General features: G+C 71.0%; 12 protein-coding genes. 5 read left to right on the top strand and 7 right to left on the bottom strand.

The genetic code is table 11. The features are described from left to right. Positions 1 to 4 precede the first annotated feature (4 nt). From ACFU95_RS10225 to ACFU95_RS10210, 4 genes are all read right to left on the bottom strand, one after another. Complete coding sequence (locus ACFU95_RS10225) at positions 5 to 1,231, bottom strand: cytochrome P450 (RefSeq protein WP_383824548.1); 1,227 nt, start codon at positions 1,229 to 1,231, stop codon at positions 5 to 7. A gap of 143 nt (positions 1,232 to 1,374) precedes the next feature. Beyond that, positions 1,375 to 2,925: an alpha/beta fold hydrolase gene (locus ACFU95_RS10220; protein WP_383824545.1), complete on the bottom strand. Its 1,551-nt coding sequence runs from the start codon at positions 2,923 to 2,925 to the stop codon at positions 1,375 to 1,377. A 194-nt stretch (positions 2,926 to 3,119) separates the two neighbouring features. Continuing rightward, positions 3,120 to 8,324, bottom strand: a complete 5,205-nt coding sequence (locus ACFU95_RS10215) for a family 43 glycosylhydrolase (RefSeq protein ID WP_383824543.1) — start codon at positions 8,322 to 8,324, stop codon at positions 3,120 to 3,122. Between the two features lie 175 nt (positions 8,325 to 8,499). Continuing rightward, positions 8,500 to 9,132 (bottom strand): DedA family protein, encoded by a 633-nt coding sequence (locus ACFU95_RS10210; RefSeq protein ID WP_383824986.1) that lies wholly within the window; start codon positions 9,130 to 9,132, stop codon positions 8,500 to 8,502. A 203-nt stretch (positions 9,133 to 9,335) separates the two neighbouring features. Between ACFU95_RS10210 and ACFU95_RS10205 the strand changes: the two genes are divergently transcribed. Further along, complete coding sequence (locus ACFU95_RS10205) at positions 9,336 to 10,538, top strand: NAD(P)/FAD-dependent oxidoreductase (protein ID WP_383824540.1); 1,203 nt, start codon at positions 9,336 to 9,338, stop codon at positions 10,536 to 10,538. An 84-nt stretch (positions 10,539 to 10,622) separates the two neighbouring features. On the opposite strand, the gene ACFU95_RS10200 is transcribed toward ACFU95_RS10205, so the two are convergent. Genes ACFU95_RS10200 through ACFU95_RS10190 form a run of 3 tightly spaced genes read right to left on the bottom strand, consistent with a single transcriptional unit; the run spans position 10,623 to position 13,829 of the window. Then, complete coding sequence (locus ACFU95_RS10200; protein ID WP_383824537.1) at positions 10,623 to 11,927, bottom strand: sugar ABC transporter permease; 1,305 nt, start codon at positions 11,925 to 11,927, stop codon at positions 10,623 to 10,625. Continuing rightward, positions 11,921 to 12,694, bottom strand: coding sequence for an ATP-binding cassette domain-containing protein (locus ACFU95_RS10195; protein WP_383824534.1), 774 nt, complete (start codon positions 12,692 to 12,694; stop codon positions 11,921 to 11,923). Before ACFU95_RS10195 ends, ACFU95_RS10200 begins: the two co-directional genes overlap by 7 nt. Before the next feature lie 46 nt (positions 12,695 to 12,740). Next, entirely contained in the window at positions 12,741 to 13,829 is a 1,089-nt protein-coding gene (locus ACFU95_RS10190; protein WP_383824531.1) for a substrate-binding domain-containing protein, read from the bottom strand. 63 nt (positions 13,830 to 13,892) lie between these two features. Between ACFU95_RS10190 and ACFU95_RS10185 the strand changes: the two genes are divergently transcribed. From ACFU95_RS10185 to ACFU95_RS10170, 4 genes are all read left to right on the top strand, one after another. Beyond that, entirely contained in the window at positions 13,893 to 14,123 is a 231-nt protein-coding gene (locus ACFU95_RS10185) for a hypothetical protein (RefSeq protein WP_383824528.1), read from the top strand. Positions 14,124 to 14,239: 116 nt separating this feature from the next. After that, on the top strand, positions 14,240 to 16,750 hold the full coding sequence (locus ACFU95_RS10180) for a SpoIIE family protein phosphatase (RefSeq protein WP_383824526.1): 2,511 nt from the start codon (positions 14,240 to 14,242) through the stop codon (positions 16,748 to 16,750). Between the two features lie 20 nt (positions 16,751 to 16,770). Continuing rightward, positions 16,771 to 17,853 (top strand): sugar ABC transporter substrate-binding protein, encoded by a 1,083-nt coding sequence (locus ACFU95_RS10175; protein ID WP_383824523.1) that lies wholly within the window; start codon positions 16,771 to 16,773, stop codon positions 17,851 to 17,853. Positions 17,854 to 17,872: 19 nt separating this feature from the next. After that, complete coding sequence (locus ACFU95_RS10170; RefSeq protein WP_383824520.1) at positions 17,873 to 18,049, top strand: hypothetical protein; 177 nt, start codon at positions 17,873 to 17,875, stop codon at positions 18,047 to 18,049. Positions 18,050 to 18,128 lie beyond the last annotated feature (79 nt).

Genomic DNA, 18,128 nt, shown 5'->3' with positions numbered 1-18,128 from the left:
CGGCTCAGAGCGTGACCGGCAGCCGCACCAGGTGGAAGCCGTCGCCGGGCCAGTGCCCGAACTCCACGTCGGCACGGTCCACGGCCAGCACGGGCGCGGCGGACCGCCGCACCAGCAGCTCCTCGAACACGACGGCGGTCAGGACCCGGCCCAGCGCCGCACCGATGCAGTGGTGCGGGCCGTGCCCGAAGGCGAGGTGACCGTCGCCGCGCCCGAACTCCCGCGTGATGTCGAGCCGTTCGGGAGCCTCGTACACGGCGGGGTCGTGGTCGGCGCCGAACAGGGCGACCGTCACCGCCTCCCCCTTCATCAGGAACGTACCGGCGAACTCGAAGTCCTCGGCCGCGTACAGGGTGGCGCCGATGCGCACCAGCGTGACGTACCGCAGGAGTTCGGGCACCGCGCGCGCGAGCAGTTCCGGCTCGGCGCGCAGCCGCCGCAGCTGCTCCGGGTGGTCGAGCAGGGCGAGGACGCCGTGGGCGAGGAACAGGGCGGGCGGGGTGATACCGGTGTTGATCAGCAGGAAGAAGGCGCTGACGATCTCGTCGTCGCTCAGCCCGCCGTCCGCCAGCAGCGCCGAGACCAGGTCGTCGGTGGGTTCGGCGCGGCGCCGGGCGACCAGGTCCTTGGTGTACTCCACGATGCCGGCCAGCCCCTCGGCGATCCCGCTGCCGTCGCCGTACGCGAAGTCCCGGATCCAGGCGCGGACCCGGTCCTGGTCGGCGCTGTCGACCCCGACCAGCTCGCAGATCACGGCCGTGCTGAGCGGATAGGCGAACTCGCCGAGCAGATCGACCTGTTCGCGTTCGGCGAGGGTCGCGATCAGGTCGCGGGCGGTCTTCTCCACGAAGGGGCGCAGCGCGGACACCCGGCGGGCGGTGAAGGCGCGGGTGAGCGGTCCGCGCCGCCGGGTGTGCTCGTCGCCGTCGAACAGCGCCAGGTGCCCGGACAGGTAGGGGACGTACTCCGCCGGGAGGCCCTCCATGCCCTGGGACAGCAACTCGGCCTGCGGGTCCGGCATGTCGGAACCACCGGGCACGGAGGTGCGGTCCCGGATCAGGCGCGGCTCGGTGAGGGCGGCCCGGACGTCGTCGAAGCGGGTGAGGAGCCGTACCGGCGTGCTCAGGCCCGGCAGGACCGCGTGGCCGAGGCCGGGGCGGGCGCGCAGTCCGGCGTAGCCGCGGACGGGGTCCTCGACGAGTTCGGGCGTGAGGTGGAGAGCCTCGGTCATGGCAGGGCCTTTCCGGTCGTGGACGGCACGTCGGCTCGGGCCGTGAGGTTCCCGACCCGCGCCCCAGAGCCTCCTGGGGCGCGGCTTCCGCCTGGTTTCACCGCGGTTTCACGGATGCCTGCCGAATGTGCCGACCACGCCTCTCAGGCGCCCGGACCGACCGCGGGGCAGCGGCTGCCGTCCTTCGGAACGGTCAGGGACACGAGGTAGCCGTCCACCGCACCGCGCGTGCAGTCACTGCGCCCGTAGACGCTGTGTCCCGCGCCCTCGTAGGTCAGCAGTACGGTCGTCCCGCGGGTCTGCCGGTGCACATTGGTCGCCCACGCGTAGTTGTTCGCCGGGTCGTGGCGGGAGTGCAGCATCAGGATCCTCGGCGCCTTCGTGATGCGCAGGGGGTGCTGCGGGTTGTTCACCTCGTCCGGCCAGCCGACGCACCCGGCCAGCGCTGCGTGGACGCGCGGTGAGCCGCGCAAGTGCGGAGCCGCCCGCAGTTCGGCCGCGGTGAGCCGGGCGAACTCCCGGTGATCCCTGGGCCGGACACGCCAGTCCTGGCAGAACACCGCGGAGAAGGGCTCGGCCCGCGTCTGCTGCCCGGTGTCCTCGGCAGCGGTCGCCCCCGATGCGCCCGGCCGCTGATCGGCGGGGGAACTCCGCCCGGGCTGCGCTTCGAGTCCGGCCACGTAGTCGGCGAGCTCGTCGTAGTCCGGGCCGTAGAACTTGTACCTGAAGGCGAAGAAGCTGATGTCGTTCGCGGAGAGGGTCCGGCCGGGGTCCTCCGGATCCCGGATCTCGCCCCGGTCGGCCCGGGCGAGCAGGGCGTCCCAGACGGCGGTGACATCGCGGCCGTGCAGCGCGCAGGACGGCGAGCGCTCGCACCACTGCACGAACTCGTGGAAGGAGTCCTCGGCGGCGACGGCGGAGGAGACCACGAAGTCCCGGGTGCCCAGGCTGTGGTCGATGTTCGCGGTCAGGGCCATGGCACGGATCCGGTCGCCGTACAGCTCCGCGTACTGCTCGCCGATCAGCGTGCCGTAGGAGTGCCCGAAGTAGTTGAGCCTGTCCTCGCCCAGCGATCTGCGCAGGGCCTCCATGTCCCGGACGACGCCCAGGGTGTCGGCGTGGTCGAAGATCGGGCCGCTGTGCCGCCGGCAGTCCTCGCGCAGCTCCCGGTTGTAGGCGGCCAGGCGGTCGAACTCCGCCTGGTCGCGGGGGTACGGGGACGGCGCCCGGTCGAGCAGTTCCGTCGAGCACTTCACCGGTTGGCTGCGGCCGACACCGCGCGGATCGAAGCCGACGATGTCGAACGTGGCCTGGAGCTCCTTGCTGAACTGGCCGGGCGCACGGGTGAGGGCGAAGTCCACCCCCGGGTCGCCCGGTCCGCCCGGGTTGACCAGGAGCGCGCCGACCCGGCGGTCGGGGTCGGTCGCCTTTCGCCGCGCCACCGCCATGTCGAACTTCGCGCCCGCCGGGTGCGCCCAGTCGACCGGCAGCCGCAGGGTGCCGCACTCGGCGGTGGGATGGTCAGGGCACGGTTTCCAGTCGATCGGAGCGGGCGGACCCGACGGGCCCGCCGATAAGCGGTCGGCCGCGACAGGCGCGTCGGCGTCCGCCATGCCGGGGCCGAGCACCAGCGCGCCGGCCGCGAGCACGCCTGCCGCGAGCGCCCCGGTGAGCGCCTTCCTGAACGGTTGCACAGAGTTCCTCCTGGCACTTCTGACACTGCTCGGATCACGGAACACAGGAGTGGCCACTCCTCGACGAGCCTCACAGCGAGCCGAGGGTGGCCACAACCGTTCACGACCGAGATCAGGGACGGAACCAGGGAACGTCCCGAGCCGGGCTCAGGGTTGACCCCCACGATCTCCGGGGTCCGGACAGCGCGGGGTTGTCACCGGCCTTTCCCGATCGTGAGGAGGCCCGTGGTCCTCGCCCCGTCGGCGTTGTCGTAGACGACGTCACCCGTGGACTTCTTCCAGATCTTGATACGGAAGGTGTCCGGGCCGTCCGTCGCCGTGATCCGGAAGACGTAGCCGCCGCTGCCGTCGACAGTGCCGGAGCCCTGGTAGACCGCACGGGATCCGGTGACCACGAGCCAGTCGGAGCCGGTGGAGCGGAACTTCAGTCTGGCCGGCCCCAGGTCGAAGGTGGCCTTGCCCGTGGGAACGGTCGCTCCCTTGCCGTACGCGACGGCGAAGGAGAAGGCCGCCTTGCCGGTCAGATCGGGCTTGGCCGGGTAGGCCCCGGCCGGGGAGGTGATCACGCCGGTGCCGAGTGCGGGGCCCGCGGCGCGGTCGTAGACGGCCAGCTCGGGGAGCGTGGTGCTGTCCGAGGCGCCGTCGTCGTCGGTGACCGTGATCACCGGACGGTGCAGGCCGGCCTTGGTGTAGGTGTGCTCGGCCCGGCAGTCGGTGCCGGTGACCGTGCCGGTGGTGGGGGCGGTGCCGTCCTTCCAGTCGACGGTGCAGGTGTGGGAGTCCCGGGCGCCCGCATCGCCGAAGCCGGCGGTGACCGTGGTGCGTTGGCGGACCGGCACGGCGGACTTCGGGCCGGTCGCCGAGGTGATCGCCGGTGCCGCGTTGGCGACGTCGACGGTGGCCGTGTCGGCGCCGCGGCCGCCGGTCAGGGTGACGTCGTACGTGCCGTCGTCGGTGCAGGTGATCGTGGTCCGCGCGGCCTTGGCGTCGGCGACCGTGCAGGGCGCGCCCTCCTCGACCGTCCACTTCGGGCTGCCCGCACCGGAGATCGTGCCGTTCAGCGCGATCGCGTCGCCCTCCTTCCCGCTGCTGTCCGGACCGGCGTGCACGACGGTCACCGGGTCGATGCCGGTGAGGGTGGGCACGACCTTCCTGATCAGTCCGTCGGCGTCGAACTCCAGCTGGTCGACGGTCGTTTCGCGGTGGGTGCCGTCACCGCCCGGGATGGCGAACCGGTGATAGGCGATGTACCAGTCGTCGGTGTTCGGGACATGGACGACCGAGTGGTGGCCGGGTCCCTTGATGCCGAGGGAGAGGTCCTTCTCCAGGATCACGCCGCGCTTGGTCCACGGGCCGGTGGGGGAGGGGCCGGTCGCGTAGGCGACGCGGTAGTTCTCGTCCCGGGTGTCGTTCTCCGACCACATGAAGTAGTAGGTGCCCTTGCGCTTGATGACGAAGGTGCCCTCGTTGTAGCCGCTCGGGGTGATGTCCTTGATCTTCGACGTGTCGATGGATGTCATGTCGGCGTTGAGCGGAGCGACGTAGGCACGGCCGTTGCCCCAGTAGAGGTACGACTGCCCGTCGTCGTCCGTGAACACGGCCGGGTCGATCATCTGGCCGCTCAGCTGGCCCGCCTTGAGCAGCGGCGCGCCGAGCGCGTCCTTGAACGGTCCGGTCGGCGAGTCGGACACCGCGACGCCGATGTTGGCGTCGGCACAGAAGTAGAAGTAGTACTTCCCGTCCTTCTCGGCGATCGTAGGCGCCCAGGCCCTGCTGTCCGCCCAGGAGACGTCCGGACCCAGGTCGAGGATGACGCCGTGGTCCTTCCAGTGGACCAGGTCGGTGGAGGAGTACGCCTTGAACTGCGTACCGCTCCAGCCCTCGAAGCCGTCGGTCGTCGGGTAGAGGTAGAAGGTGTCGCCGAACCGCACGATGTTCGGGTCGGCGTTGAGACCCGGCAGCACCGGGCTCCTCATCACGAGCGCCGAGACGGTCCAGGTGCGCTTCGTGCCGTCGGAGCCGGTCACCTCGTACGTCACCGGCTTGCTGAAGTCCCGCACGCTGCCGGAGGCGGGGCTGATCGCCGCGCCGTGCGCCAGGGTGAACTCCGGGGCGAGGGCCGTGAGATCCGTGCCCTCCTTCATCGGCAGTGTGATCCGGCTGCCGGAGTTGTCGATGAGCGCGTCGACCTTCAGCGCGGGGTGCGTCGCCTTCGCGATGCCCGCGGTGTTGCCGCTGAGCTCCATGACCTCGGCGGCCGTGAGGGCCCGGTCGTAGACGCGGAAGTCGTCGACCTCGCCGCCGAAGTACGGGTCGGGCGCGTACATGGACCGGCCGATGTAGCCGGCGTAGTCCTTGTTCGCGTCGTACAGCTCGGACGGCTTGATGGTGGTCGTCGTGCGGGCCGCCTCGATGCCGTCCACGTAGAGGATCATCGCGCCGGTCGTGCCGTCGAGGGTGACGGTGACGTGCTGCCACTCGCCGGGCTTGAGCCGCGAGCCGGCCGTCAGCTTCGACTCCGCCGACCAACTCGCCTTCGTGATGGCCGAGTAGAGGCTGGACCCGCCGTTGGAGGGGGTGGCGAAGAGGTACTTGTTGCTGTCAGGACCCAGCCCGAACAGCCACTGGAAGTTGTCCCCGCCCTTCCACTTGGCGTACGTCGAGACGGTGACGCTGTCGGCGTTCTTCAGCACGCCGTTCGGGATCTTCACATAGGGCGAGTCGGAGGCGCCGGACATCCGGAACGAGCCGTCCTCGACGCCGGTGCCGAAGTCGGGCGTACGGACGTAGGTGCCGTGGTAGCCGTGGCCGCTGGAGTCGCGGGCGATGTTGCCGCCGGTCTCGTCGAAGCCGTAGTGCAGGAGCAGGTCCGCCGGGACGTCCGCGCCCTCCTCCGAGACGGTGACCTCGGCCCGCACCGGGAGCGCGGCGCCGTCGGGCAGGCTGCCGGTCACGGTGAAGGTGCCGGCCTGGGCGTACTTCGACGCCGGGACGTCCTCCCAGGTCACGGAGACGGGACGCTTGACGCCGTCGGCGTACTCGGCGATCACGGTCGCCGGGAGGACCGGGGCCTTACCGATCCCCGTCTTCACCGTCACGTCCTCGACGTCCGCCACCACCTGGTCCGGCTGGTAGGCGCGCAGGAGGCGGTCGTACTCGGCCTGGGTGACCGGGAGCACCGTGCCGTGGCGCGGCTTGGCCGGGAGGTCGTAGCCCGTGGACGGGGTCCAGGAGCCGGACGCGAGGTCCGTCGTCTCGAAGGGGATGTAGCCGCGGCCGCCGAACTCGTCCAGGAACGCGTACCACTTGTCCTCGGTGTTCGACTTGAACACCAGCGGCCCCTCGGCCGCGTTCATCGCACCCTTGCCGATGCCCTCGGCGACCGCGTCCCAGGACAGGTCCAGCAGGGAGTCGCTCTTCTCCTCGAAGACGAACTTGCTGTTGGGCGTGGAGGAGGTGTTGTTCCGCTCGTCCTTGGAGAGGCGGAAGTACGTCCCGTCGTGCTCGATCACCGTCGAGTCGATGACGGAGTAGCCGCGGTCGATCCAGACCTTGGGCTCGCTGAAGGTGTAGAAGTCGCGGGTGGTCGCGTACATCATGCGGTTGTACGTGTCGCCCGAGTGCGCCTCGTTGTCGTACAGCTTCGACGCCCAGAAGACGACGTACTCACCGCGCTGCTTGTCGTAGAACGCTTCCGGCGCCCAGGTGTTGCCCGCGCTGTCCGGGGAGACCTTGACCAGCCGCTGGTTCGTCCAGTGGACGAGGTCGGTGGACTCCCAGACCATGATGGACTTGCTGCCGGTGCGCTGGGAGGCGTCCCAGTCGCCGTTGCCGTAGATCCTCAGGTCGGTGGCGATCTGGTAGAACTTGTCGCCTTCCGGGGAGCGGATGATGAACGGGTCGCGCAGGCCCTTCTCGCCGAGCGTGGAGGTCAGGACGGGCTTGCCGTCGTTCAGCTCCCGCCACTTCAGCGGGTCGTCTCCCTTGCTGAGCGCGGCGTAGAGCTGCTCGCCGTCCGAGGTGCCCTCGCCGGTGAAGTAGCTGAACATGTAGCCCTTGAGGGCCTCGTGCTTCGGCAGTTCGGGCACCTTCGCGGTGAACGTGCGGGTCGCCTTCGCCTCGCCCTTGGTGACGGTGGCGGTCAGCTCGACGGTGGTGGCGCCCTCGTCGTGCGCCGGGCGGTGGACCACGCCGTCGGCGGCGATGACGTCCGGGGTCGCGGAGGACCAGGTGACGTCGGTGCCGTAGGCGCCGGTCGCCGGGAGGGTGAGATTGCCGCGTACGTCGTCGAGGTTGCGGACCGTGAGGGCCTCGGCGGCCTGCTCCGTGGCGGTCCGGTCGTCGAAGTCGGGGACCACCGTGACCTCGAAGGTCCTGGTGTCGGTCACGGAGCCCTTCTTCAGGGTCGCCGTGAGCGTGGCGTGGGCGTCGGGCTGACCGGCGGCGGGGCGGGTCACCTTGCCCGAGTCGGACACGGCGGCCGGGTTGTCGCTGGCCCAGCTGATCGCGGACCCGCCCGCCGTGCCGGTCTTCGGCAGGTCGAGGTCGGCCGTGACGGCGCTGGTGTCACCGAGGCTCAGGGCTGCCTTGTCGTCGGCGACGCCCTGGGTGGCGACGGGGAGGGCGAGCTGCTCGACCTCGGAGCCGGCGAGTGCGCGATTGTAGACCCGGAAGTCGCGGATCCGGCCCTTGAAGAGCTTGTCGCCGGAGTAGACCGACTTGCCCAGGTAGTTGGCTGTGGTGATGCCGGAGCCGATCGAGCCCGGGGTGATGCTGACGGAGGTGTTGCGGCCGACCTCGACGCCGTCCTCGTAGAGCACCCCCGTGTTACCGGTCTGGGTGTAGGTGAGGTGTTTCCAGGCCGAGCGCGTGAGGTTGTGGGAGTCGGCGGGTTTGGTGGTCTGCTCGGTCGACCAGTTGCCGCTCGCGATGGACGTCCGCAGGGAGTTGCCGGTGGCGAACAGGTAGCCGTTCCCGGTGCCGCCGCTGGAGTTGCCGAAGCCGTAGAGGAAGTACGGCGTGCTCTGCGCGGAGTCGATCTGCACGTCCAGCGAGACGGTGATCGCGTCCATGCCCTTCATGACGTCGTTCGGCACCTTGACGTAGGTGTCCGAGCCGTTGAAGGCGAGCCCCTGGCCGGTGCCCGACCAGTCCGCGGCGCCGTTGACCGTGCCGTCGCGGCCGTTGCCGGAGGCGTCGGGCACCGTGGCGCCGGAGGCGGCGTCGAGCTTGTACCAGAGGGCGAGTCCGTCGGTGATCTCCGCCGCTTCGGCCGTGTCGGCGGCCTGTGCGGGAACGAGGGGTGCGGCGAGGCCCAGCAACAGCGACGCGGCGGTCAGCCCGGCGAGTCGGCCCGCCCGGCGTCTCACGCGTGCGCGGGCGCGTGTGATGTACGGCATGTGGAGTCCCTGCTGAGGCATGGCGGGGCCTCGGCCATGGGCACCCTGCCGTTTCGGCTGTGTGACGTCGTGTTGCGAGAGTGTCAATCGGGGTGTGGCACAGCGTCAATAGTTTTCGAACGATGTCCGACCAGCCGAACAAGAGATTTTCGAGTCCGGGTCGTGGTGGCCCGGATCAGCGATCGCGCCGCGCGCGGCGTGCCTCGGTCAGCAGGGGCAGCAGCGGCAGCAGGGAGAGGATGACGACGACGGCGACCAGCGGCAGCAGGTAGTTGTCGATGTCGGGCACGGAGGCGCCGAGGGTGTACCCGGCCAGGACGAGGCTCTGCGACCAGAGCAGCCCGCCGACGATCTGCCAGACGGTGAAGGTCCGTGTGGGTACGCCGAGCGCACCGGCCGCCGGGTGCAGGACGGTCCGCACCATCGGGACGAAACGGCCGATCACCAGGGCCTTGCCGTAGCCGTAGCGGGCCAGGAGCTTCTCCGCCCGGGCCGCCGCGTCCCGGATGCCGCGTTTCGAGGTGCGGGCCAGCAGTGCCCGCCCGCCGTGCCGTCCGAGTACGAACCCGACCTGTCCGCCGACCACGGCGCCCACGGCCGCGCACAGCATCACCTGCCAGAGCACCAGCCGCGGCGCCTGGTCGGCGCTCGCCGCGCACAGCACGCCCGCCGGGAACAGCAGGGTGTCACCGGGCAGGAAGAAGCCGACCACCAGCAGGCCCGACTCGGCGAAGACCACCGCGAGGACGCCGAGGGCGCCGAAGGTCGCCAGTACGGAGGAACCGTCCATCGGGTTGACGGCGATCACCACCATCACCTCCCGGCCGTCCTCGTCGGTCGCCCTCCCCTCAAGCATCCCGTGTGCGCGGCGCGGCCGCCTGGTCCGGCGGCGCGGGCCCCTCCAATGAATCTTGACATTTTGTATCCAGGATATTTAGTGTCCAGAATTGCTGCGGCTCACGGAACCGAGCACCGGCTCGTCACGACCCGACTGCGACAACGGAGTGGTTCATGAAAGATGTCCTGATCATCGGCGGCGGCTTCGCCGGGGTGTGGAGCGCGGCCGGAGCCGTGCGCGCGGCTCGCGAGGCGGGTGCCGGCGACGCGCTGCGGGTGACGCTGGTCGACGGCGGCGACGACATGGTCATCCGGCCCCGCCTGTACGAGGACGCTCCCGAGGGCATGCGGGTCGCCCTGGACCGGGTCCTCGGCCCGATCGGCGTACGCCGCGTCACGGCGACCGTCACGGGGATCGACACCGAAGCGCACGCCGTACGTGCCGTCGCCCGCACCGGGGAGGAACTGGAGCTGACCTACGACAGGTTGGTGCTGGCCGCGGGCAGCCGGCTCGTCCGGCCCGACCTCCCCGGCGCGCGGCATGTCTTCGACGTCGACTCCCTGCCCGCGGCGGCCGCCCTCGACCACCACCTCCGGCGGCTGCCCGACCAGGCGCCGTCCCAGGGCCGCTACACCGCCGTGGTGGTCGGTGCCGGCTTCACCGGCGTGGAGCTGGCCACCGCGCTGGGCGAGCGTCTGGAGGCGATCTCCGGCGCCCGGGGCGCGACCGGGGAAGCCCGGGTCGTGCTGGTCGACCTCGCCGACGTCGTGGGACCGGAACTCGGCCCGGGTCCGCGCCCGGCCATCCTCGACGCGCTCGACGAGCTGAAGGTCGAACGGCGGCTGGGACGCACCGTGGCGTCGGTCACCGGCCGGGACATCACCCTCTCGGACGGCGAGGTCATCCCCGCGGCGACCGTCGTATGGACGGCCGGCATGGCGGCGAGCGCCCTCACCGCCGAGATCCCCGGTGAACGCGACCGGCTGGGACGGCTGAGCGTGGACGAGTACCTGCGGGTGACCGGAGTGCCCGACGTCTACGCCGCCGGTGACACCGCGCTCGCCGCCGCCGACGACGGGCGCACCACCACGCAGTCGTGCCAGCACGCTCTGCCCATGGGCAAGTTCGCCGGTCACAACGTGGCCGCCGACCTCCTCGGCACCGCACCGCTGCCCTTCACCCCGGACCCCTACGTCACCTGCCTGGACCTCGGTCCGGCCGACGCCGTCTACACGGAGGGCTGGGAGCGCGGGGTCGCGCTGACCGGGCCGGAGGCGAAGGCGCTCAAGAAGAAGATCAACGAGATCTGGATCTACCCGCCGGCCGACGACCCGGAGCAGCTGCTGGCCCAGGCGGGCCGCTTCTCCAACGGCTGACAGCCGGGGCGGTGCCCGGGATCCCCGGCGCGCGGGGGCGGTCTCGGGCCTCGCGTACCGGGAATCCCGGGCGGGGCGGACGGGTCAGGCCCGCCCGTGTGCCTCCTGGGAGCGGCGGGACAGCGCGTCGATGACCACGGCGGCGAAGAGCACCCCGCCCGTGATCATGAACTGGACCGCGGCGGGTGTGTCCGTGATCGCCATGCCGGAGGCGATCGACTGGATGACCAGCATGCCGAGCACCGCCGACCAGGTGGAGCCGCGTCCGCCGAAGAGGCTGGTACCGCCGATGACGGCCGCCGCGATGGCGTTGAGCAGCAGCACCCCGGAGCCCGAACTCTGGCTCACCGAGGTGATGCGCGAGGCCAGGAAGAGTCCGCCGACCGCCGCCATGGTGCCCGAGACCGCGAGCACCGCGGTCTGCACCCGTGTCACGTGGAGGCTGGCGCGACGGGCCGCCTCGATCCCGCCGCCGAGCGCGTAGATCTGCCGTCCGTAGTGGGTGCGGCGCAGGACAATGTCGAGCCCGGCCACCACCACCAGGAAGATCAGCAGGGCGAGCGGCAGGCCCTGGAAGCGGTTGAGCAGATACGCGGTGGCGAACGCGATCACCGCGAGCCCGCCCGCGCGCACCACGATGAACTGGAGCGAGCGGTGCGGCATGTGGGCGGCCATCCGGCGCCGCCGGTCCTGGTGGGACACGAGGAAGACGATGCCGACGGCGACTGCCGCCAGCCCGTACGCGACGGCGTCCTGGGTGAAGTAGTAGCTGGTCAGGTCGGCGACGAGCCCGTTCTCGTCGAGGTTGATCGTGCCGCTGGTCCCCAGGATGTAGAGCATGAGGCCGTTCCAGGTGAGCAGCCCCGCGAGCGTGACGACGAACGCAGGCACCCGGGTTCTGGCGAAGGAGTAGCCCTGCACGGTTCCCGCCGCCGTGCCGGCGAGCACCGCGACGATGAGGGCGATCCATTCGGGCACGCCGTTGTTCACGTTCAGTACGGCGAAGACGGCCGCCGCGAGCCCGCTGACCGAACCGACCGACAGATCGAGCTCGCCGAGCAGCAGCACGAAGACGATGCCGACCGCGATCAGCCCCGTGCCGACGATGTCCACGCTGAGATTGGACAGGTTCCGGGGCGAGAGGAAGTTCTCGTTGAGGGACTGGAAGGTGATCCAGACGACGGCGAGGACGAGGACCACGGGGAGCGAGCCCAGTTCACCGGCCCGCAGCTTGCGCCGGGAGAAGGCGGCCCAGCTCTCCACGGCACGGGCACAGCTGTCCATGGCGCGGGCGAGCGTCTGTCCGCGATCCGCCTGACGGGCCTCGGGGGCGGGTGCGGCGGCTTCGGTCCGCGGGTCGTCCGCCGTGTCGCGCGTCCCTTTCACCATCCCGCCTCCTGGTGGGCCGGCCGCCGGGGCGCGTTCTCCGTCGCCCCGGTGATGGAGGAGATGATCTGTTCCTGGGACGCGGTGTTGACGTCGAAGAAGCCGTTGTTGCGCCCGAGCCGCAGCACGGCGGCCCGGTCCGCGAGCGCCTTGACGTCGCCCATGTTGTGGCTGATGAGCAGGACGCCCAGACCGCGGTCGCGCAGCTGGTCGACGAGGTCCATCACCTCGGTGGTCTGCTGGAGTCCCAGTGCCGCGGTCGGTTCGTCCAGGAGGAGCAGCCGCGGGTCGCCGAGCAGGGAACGGGCGATGGCGACCGTCTGCCGCTGCCCGCTGGACAGCGACACGACCGGGGCGCGCAGCTCCGGGACGCCCCGGGTCAGCTGCTCCAGCAGGTGCAGGGTACGGCGCTCCATCTCCATCTCGTCGAGGAACCCGAACCTGCGGATCTCACGTCCGAGGAACAGGTTGCCGACGACATCGAGATTCCCGCACAGCGCGAGGTCCTGGAAGACGGTGGCGATGCCGAGATCCCGGGCGTCGTTGGGGCGCCTGATGTGGACCGTGCGGCCCTCCCACTCGATGACGCCCCGGTCCGCGGGAGTGACCCCGGAGATCACTTTGATCAGGGTGGACTTGCCGGCCCCGTTGTCGCCGAGGAGGGCGACGACCTGGCCGGCGTGGATCTCCAGTTCGATGTCGACGAGGACCTCGACGGCGCCGTAGCGCTTGCACACACCGTGCAGCGCCAGCAGTGGGGGAGCGGACACGGAGACGATCTCCTTCCCGTGGATCCGGACGGGGTCGCACCGGATGTCAGGTCAGCCCGGCCGAGGTGCACGCGGCTTCGAGCGGGGGGGTGCAGATCTGCTCGACCGTGTACACCCCGTCCTTGACCAGGGTGTCCTTGATGTTGCCGACGGTCACGGACACCGGGGTGAGCATGACGGCCGGAACCCGCTGCCCACCGCGCGTCGTCACCTCGTCCCGGGCCACCCGGTCGAGGCTCTCTCCGCGGGCCGCGGCCACCGCCATGGCGGCGCCGGCGGCGGCCTCGGGTTCGAACGGCTTGTAGACGGTCATGTACTGGTCCCCGCCGACGATGCGCTGTACGGCGCCGAGCTCGGCGTCCTGCCCGGTGACCGGGGGCACCGGGTCCACCTTGTTCGCCTTGAGGGCGGCGATGCTGCCCGCGGCGAGGCCGTCGTTGGCGGCGTAGACCCCCTGGATGTTGTCGACGCCGAGCGCGGCGATGGCGCCCGACATGTTCAGGTGGGCGGCCTCGGGCCGCCACTGGAGGGTGTCGTACTCCTTGCCGATCCTCACCTTCCCCGTGAGGACGTCCAGGGCGCCCTTCTTGAAGAGCACCGCGTTGGGGTCGCTGGGGTCGCCGTTCATCATGACGATCTGGGCGCCGGGCACCTCGTCGCCCATGGCCGTCAGCAGTGCCCTGCCCTGGAGCCTGCCGACCTCCTCGCCGTCGAAGGAGGCGTAACCCGAGATCGGGCCCTCGGCGAGGCGGTCGTAGGCGATGACGGGGATGTCGGCCTCGACGGCCTTCCTGACCGAGGCGGCGAGCGACCTGGAGTCCACCGCCACCAGCAGGATGGCGTCGACGCCCTTGGTGATCATCGAGTTCATCTGCGCCTGCTGCATGGCCACATCGCCCTTGGCGTTGGCCTGCTCGATCGTGCAGTCACCGCACCGTTCCTTGATCTCCTTGTCGAGCAGGGGCTTGTCCCGGGTCTCCCAGCGGGCCGTGGTGGCGTCCGGCAGAAGCACCCCGATCATCGGTGCGCTCCCGTCGGCGGGATCGCTCTCCCCGTCCGTCCCGCAGGCCGCGAGGGCTACGGCCGTAGAAACCGCGGTCAGGGCGAGCACCGCGTTCCGTATGCGGGCCTTCATGTGAGAGACCTCCCTTGTCCTTCGCCCGGCGTGGCGAGGAGGCGCTCATGGTGTCGACGACGCTTGGGCGGGTTCGGAGCCGACCCGGGCGCGAGGGCCGGGTTCTGGCATGCCGCGCCTACAGCCGGGCAGAACGCCGGCAGTCGACGGATGGCCATGATGGCGGTGCCGGACATCCGGCTCGAACGTGCGGCGTGGACGTGGCAGGGCGACCACGTGGTCAGTCTGACACCGGCCGGGGTGATCTGCGAACGCAGCGACGGCGTCCCGTGGAGCGAGGAACCGGCGACCTGATATGTCCGGCTCATCCATATATGCGATTCTGGTGTGTGGAAGCGACCGGGGCGGCGCGAGGTGGTGCCCCGATCCCCTTCGGCTCCTCCGGCACGGACGGGAGGTTGGTTGCGGACATGCCTCATGACGGCCGTGCCCGGACCGGAGTTTCGGCGCCGGGGGCAGTGGAGGTCGGCACCGCAGACACCGGTTCACCGCCTACGGAGCCGGAGGCCGTCACGAGCGACCGCGCCCTGACCTTCGCCGGAGCGGCGCTGGCGGCGATCTACGCCCCCACTGCCGGGGACGAGGAGCTTCAGCTGCTGGAAACGGTCGGCGGCACCCCCGAGTACCGGCTGCCGGACCGGCTCGCCGTGGCGGGTGGCTCCGCGGCGACCCACGCCTTCCGTACCGACCGGCCACTGTGGCTGAGCGCCGCGGCCCTCGCCTCCTATCCCGTGGGCGCGCCCACGCCCCCGCGCGCCAGGTCGGCGTCGCTCGGCGCGCTGCCCCTGGAGAGGGAGGGCACCCGGCTGGGCTGCCTCGTCGTCGTGGGGGCCTCCGCCGACGGCTTCGACGCCGGGCAGCAGCGCTTCCTGGAGCGGTACGCCGACGCCGTCGCCGGCCTGCTGCTGGCCGAGTCCGGCCGGCCCGCGCAGCCCGCCCTGCTGAGCCGCGCCCTGCGGAGTCTGCGCGTCGGCACGTTCGTCCTGGTGCCGGACACCGGCCTGATCGAGGCGGACGGCACGCTCCTCGAACTGGTCGGCACCACCCCGGACGACTTCGACGGCAAGGCGGACACCCTGCTCGCGCACGCCCTCCCGGAGGACATGCCCGCGTTGATGTCGGTCCTGGAACCCTCCACCCAGGCGCCGGGCCGGCGGGAGCTGGAGTTCCGGGTCCGCTGCCCCACCGGGGAGATGCGCTGGCTGAGCCTGATCTGCCGGGTGATGGCGCACACCGACGAACAGCCGGAGCAGGTGCTGGGTGTGGTCACGGCCACCTCGGTCAAGAGCCGCAGCGCCGACGACGTCTCCCGGATCCAGTGGCTGACCGCCGTACTCGACGACGCCCTGACGGTCCGTGACGTCGGCCGCGTGGCGGTCGCCGCGCTGCGTGAGCCGCTGGGCGCCGACCGGGTGGCGCTCGCCGACGTCCGGGACGACCGGCTCGTGGTCACCCTGCTGGATCCGCCCCAGCCCGACGTCTGGCCGGAACTGTGGCGCGCCCAGTGGCGTTCCGAGTGGCCCGACGCACCGGTCAGTGCCCTGCCCACCCTGCAACTGGCCCTGCGGGACGGCCGTATGGATCTCTGGCCCGCCGGCACCGCCCTCGAACCGGGACTCGCCGGTATCGGCCCCGGCGGGCTGGCCGTCCTGCCGCTCCCGGCCAAGGGACGGGTCGCCGGGGTGTGCCTGGTCGGCTGGGACCAGCCGCACGAGTTCATCCCCGAGGAGAGGTCCCTGCTGACCGCCACCGCGGCGCTGATCGGACAGGCCCTCAAACGGGCCCACGCCTACGACGCCGAGCAGGAACTCGCGACGATGCTCCAGCGCAGTCTGCTGCCCCGTCGCCTGCCCGAACTGCCCGGCGGTACGGCCGTCGCCCGCTACCTGCCCGCCCGGCGGGGGCTGCAGGTGGGCGGCGACTGGTACGACGTCATCGCCCTGTCCGAGGACCGGGTGGCGCTGGTCATCGGTGATGTGCAGGGACACAGCGCCGGAGCCGCGACGATCATGGGCCAGATGCGGACGGCGGTCAGGGCGTACGCGGTGGAGGGCCACCCGCCCGACGTGGTCGTCTCCCACGCCAACCGCCTCCTCGTCGGCATGGAGACCGACCTCTTCGCCACCTGCTGCTATGTCGAACTGGACATGGAGGAGGGCAACACCCTGGTCGTCCGGGCCGGCCACCTCTCCCCGCTGCTGCGCCACCCCGACGGCAGCACCGAGGAGGTGGAGGTCGAGGGCGGCCCCCCGCTGGGGGTTCTCGCGGAGGCGGAGTTCCCCATGACCGCGGTCACCCTGACGCCGGGCACGGTGCTCACCCTGGTCACCGACGGTCTGGTCGAGGCCGCCGACCTGCCCCTGGACGTGGGCATGGAACGGACCCGCACCGCGCTCGCCGCGGCCGACCCGGCGGATCCGGCGCGGATGGCCGACGATCTGCTCGGCGACATCGGCCGTCGCGAGGACGACGTGGCGCTGTTGCTGCTGCGCTACGACGGCATGAAGACCCGGCCCATCCGGGCCGGCTGGGTGGTGTGGCGACTGCCCGACGCGGTCATGCACGCACGGCGCTTCACCGCGCGCACCCTGCGCCGGTGGAAGGTCGAGGAAGCGGCCGACGCGGTGCTGCTCGTGGTGTCCGAACTGGTCACCAACGCCCTGGTGCACACCCAGGGGTCGGTCCGCCTCGACCTGATGCTCCGCGGCGACCGGGTCCGGGTCTATGTGAGCGACTCCTCGCCACGCGCGCCCGCCAAGCCGGTCATCGTGGACTGGGAGTCGACCGGCGGCCGGGGCCTGCTGCTGGTCGAAGCGGTGTCGGACTCCTGCGGCTCGATGCCGGTGGCCGGGGGAAAGCAGGTGTGGAGCGAGGTCACCGTGCCGCGGGACGACCCCGCTCCCGCCGACTCGAAGCTCTGAACGGAACGAGGCGAGCTGCGATGAGGACCCGTAAGCTGCACGTCGTCGCGGCGCTCGTCGCGGGACTCATGACGGTGCCCCTGGCCGCCTGCGGCGAGGAAGGCGGAGCGGGCGCGGAGAGCTTCACGGTCGGCCTGCTGCTCCCGAACCGGGTGACCCCGCGCTGGGAGCATTCCGACAAGCCGCTGATCCAGCAGCGGCTCAAGGAGCTGTGTGCCGACTGCACCATGGTCTATGCCAACGCCGAGGGGGACGTGGCCAGGCAGCGGCAGCAGGTGATCTCCATGATCACCAACGGGGCGAAGGTCCTGATCCTCGACCCCGCCGACAGCAAGGCGGTGCGCTCCTCGATCCAGGAGGCCAAGCGGGCGGGTGTCCCGGTCATCGCGTACGACCGCCTCGCCGAAGGCCCGATCTCGGGCTTCGTCAGCTTCGACGGCGACCAGGTCGGCCGGCTTCAGGGCGAGGGGCTGCTGAAGGCCATGGACGAGAGGGGGAGGGGCCGGACCGTCGTGATGATGAACGGCGATCCGAGCAGCGCCAACGCGGCGTGGTTCCGTGAGGGAGCGATGTCCGTCATCGCGGGCAAGGCGAAGATCGCCAGGTCGTACGAGACCGCAGGCTGGAGCCCGGAGAACGCCCACGCCAACATGTCCGCCGCGATCTCCGCCCTCGGCGCGGACCGCATCGACGGCGTCCTGGCGGCCAACGACGCCATCGCCGCCGGCGTCATCTCCGCCTTCAAGAAGGCCGGCGTCAGGGACATCCCTCCGGTCACCGGCCAGGACGCCGATCTGGAGGCCGTGCGGCGCATCGTCAAGGGCGAGCAGTACATGACGGTCTTCAAACCGTTCGAGAAGGAGGCCGCGGCCGCCGCCGCCATGGCCGTCGCCGTGGGAAGCGGCGACGGGGCCGACGACGTCGCGACGACGGCGATCGACAGCCCGACCACCGAGGACATCCCGTCCATCCTGCTCACCCCGAAGGAGGTGACGGCCGACAACGTGCGTCAGACGCTCGTCGACGGGGGCCGGTTCACCATCGAGCAGATCTGCATCCGGCCGCTCCGCGCAGCCTGCGCCGAGATCGGCCTCACCGGATAGCGACCCAGGGAGGTCAGCCATGAAGACCGGAGCCTCGGACTACGACCGCTGGCTGTACTCGCACACCCCCTCCCAGGCCGAGGGCGAACGTGACGAACCCGCGGAGCGCAAGGGCATGGAACAGCACCCGGACGTCCCCAGGACCGAGCCCTCCCAGGCCGAGGGAGAGAGGGTGGACGACCTCGGGACTCCGTGATCACCGACACACGGTCGACAGGGGGATCCGGCTGGACCCGACGTCGGTCGGCACGCATACTTTGAACATGTTCAGAAAA

Source organism: Streptomyces sp. NPDC057623, assembly GCF_042800355.1.
GTDB lineage: Bacteria > Actinomycetota > Actinomycetes > Streptomycetales > Streptomycetaceae > Streptomyces.
This window is presented reverse-complemented; position numbering and strand designations above follow the sequence as displayed.

Excerpts from the sequence above, each read along its gene's own strand:
- ACFU95_RS10225 (WP_383824548.1), bottom strand. The coding sequence starts at position 1,231 with ATGACCGAGGCTCTCCACCTCACGCCCGAACTCGTCGAGGACCCCGTC.
- ACFU95_RS10215 (WP_383824543.1), bottom strand. The coding sequence starts at position 8,324 with ATGCCGTACATCACACGCGCCCGCGCACGCGTGAGACGCCGGGCGGGC.
- ACFU95_RS10205 (WP_383824540.1), top strand. The coding sequence starts at position 9,336 with ATGAAAGATGTCCTGATCATCGGCGGCGGCTTCGCCGGGGTGTGGAGC.
- ACFU95_RS10200 (WP_383824537.1), bottom strand. The coding sequence starts at position 11,927 with ATGGTGAAAGGGACGCGCGACACGGCGGACGACCCGCGGACCGAAGCC.
- ACFU95_RS10190 (WP_383824531.1), bottom strand. The coding sequence starts at position 13,829 with ATGAAGGCCCGCATACGGAACGCGGTGCTCGCCCTGACCGCGGTTTCT.
- ACFU95_RS10180 (WP_383824526.1), top strand. The coding sequence starts at position 14,240 with ATGCCTCATGACGGCCGTGCCCGGACCGGAGTTTCGGCGCCGGGGGCA.
- ACFU95_RS10175 (WP_383824523.1), top strand. The coding sequence starts at position 16,771 with ATGAGGACCCGTAAGCTGCACGTCGTCGCGGCGCTCGTCGCGGGACTC.
- ACFU95_RS10170 (WP_383824520.1), top strand. The coding sequence starts at position 17,873 with ATGAAGACCGGAGCCTCGGACTACGACCGCTGGCTGTACTCGCACACC.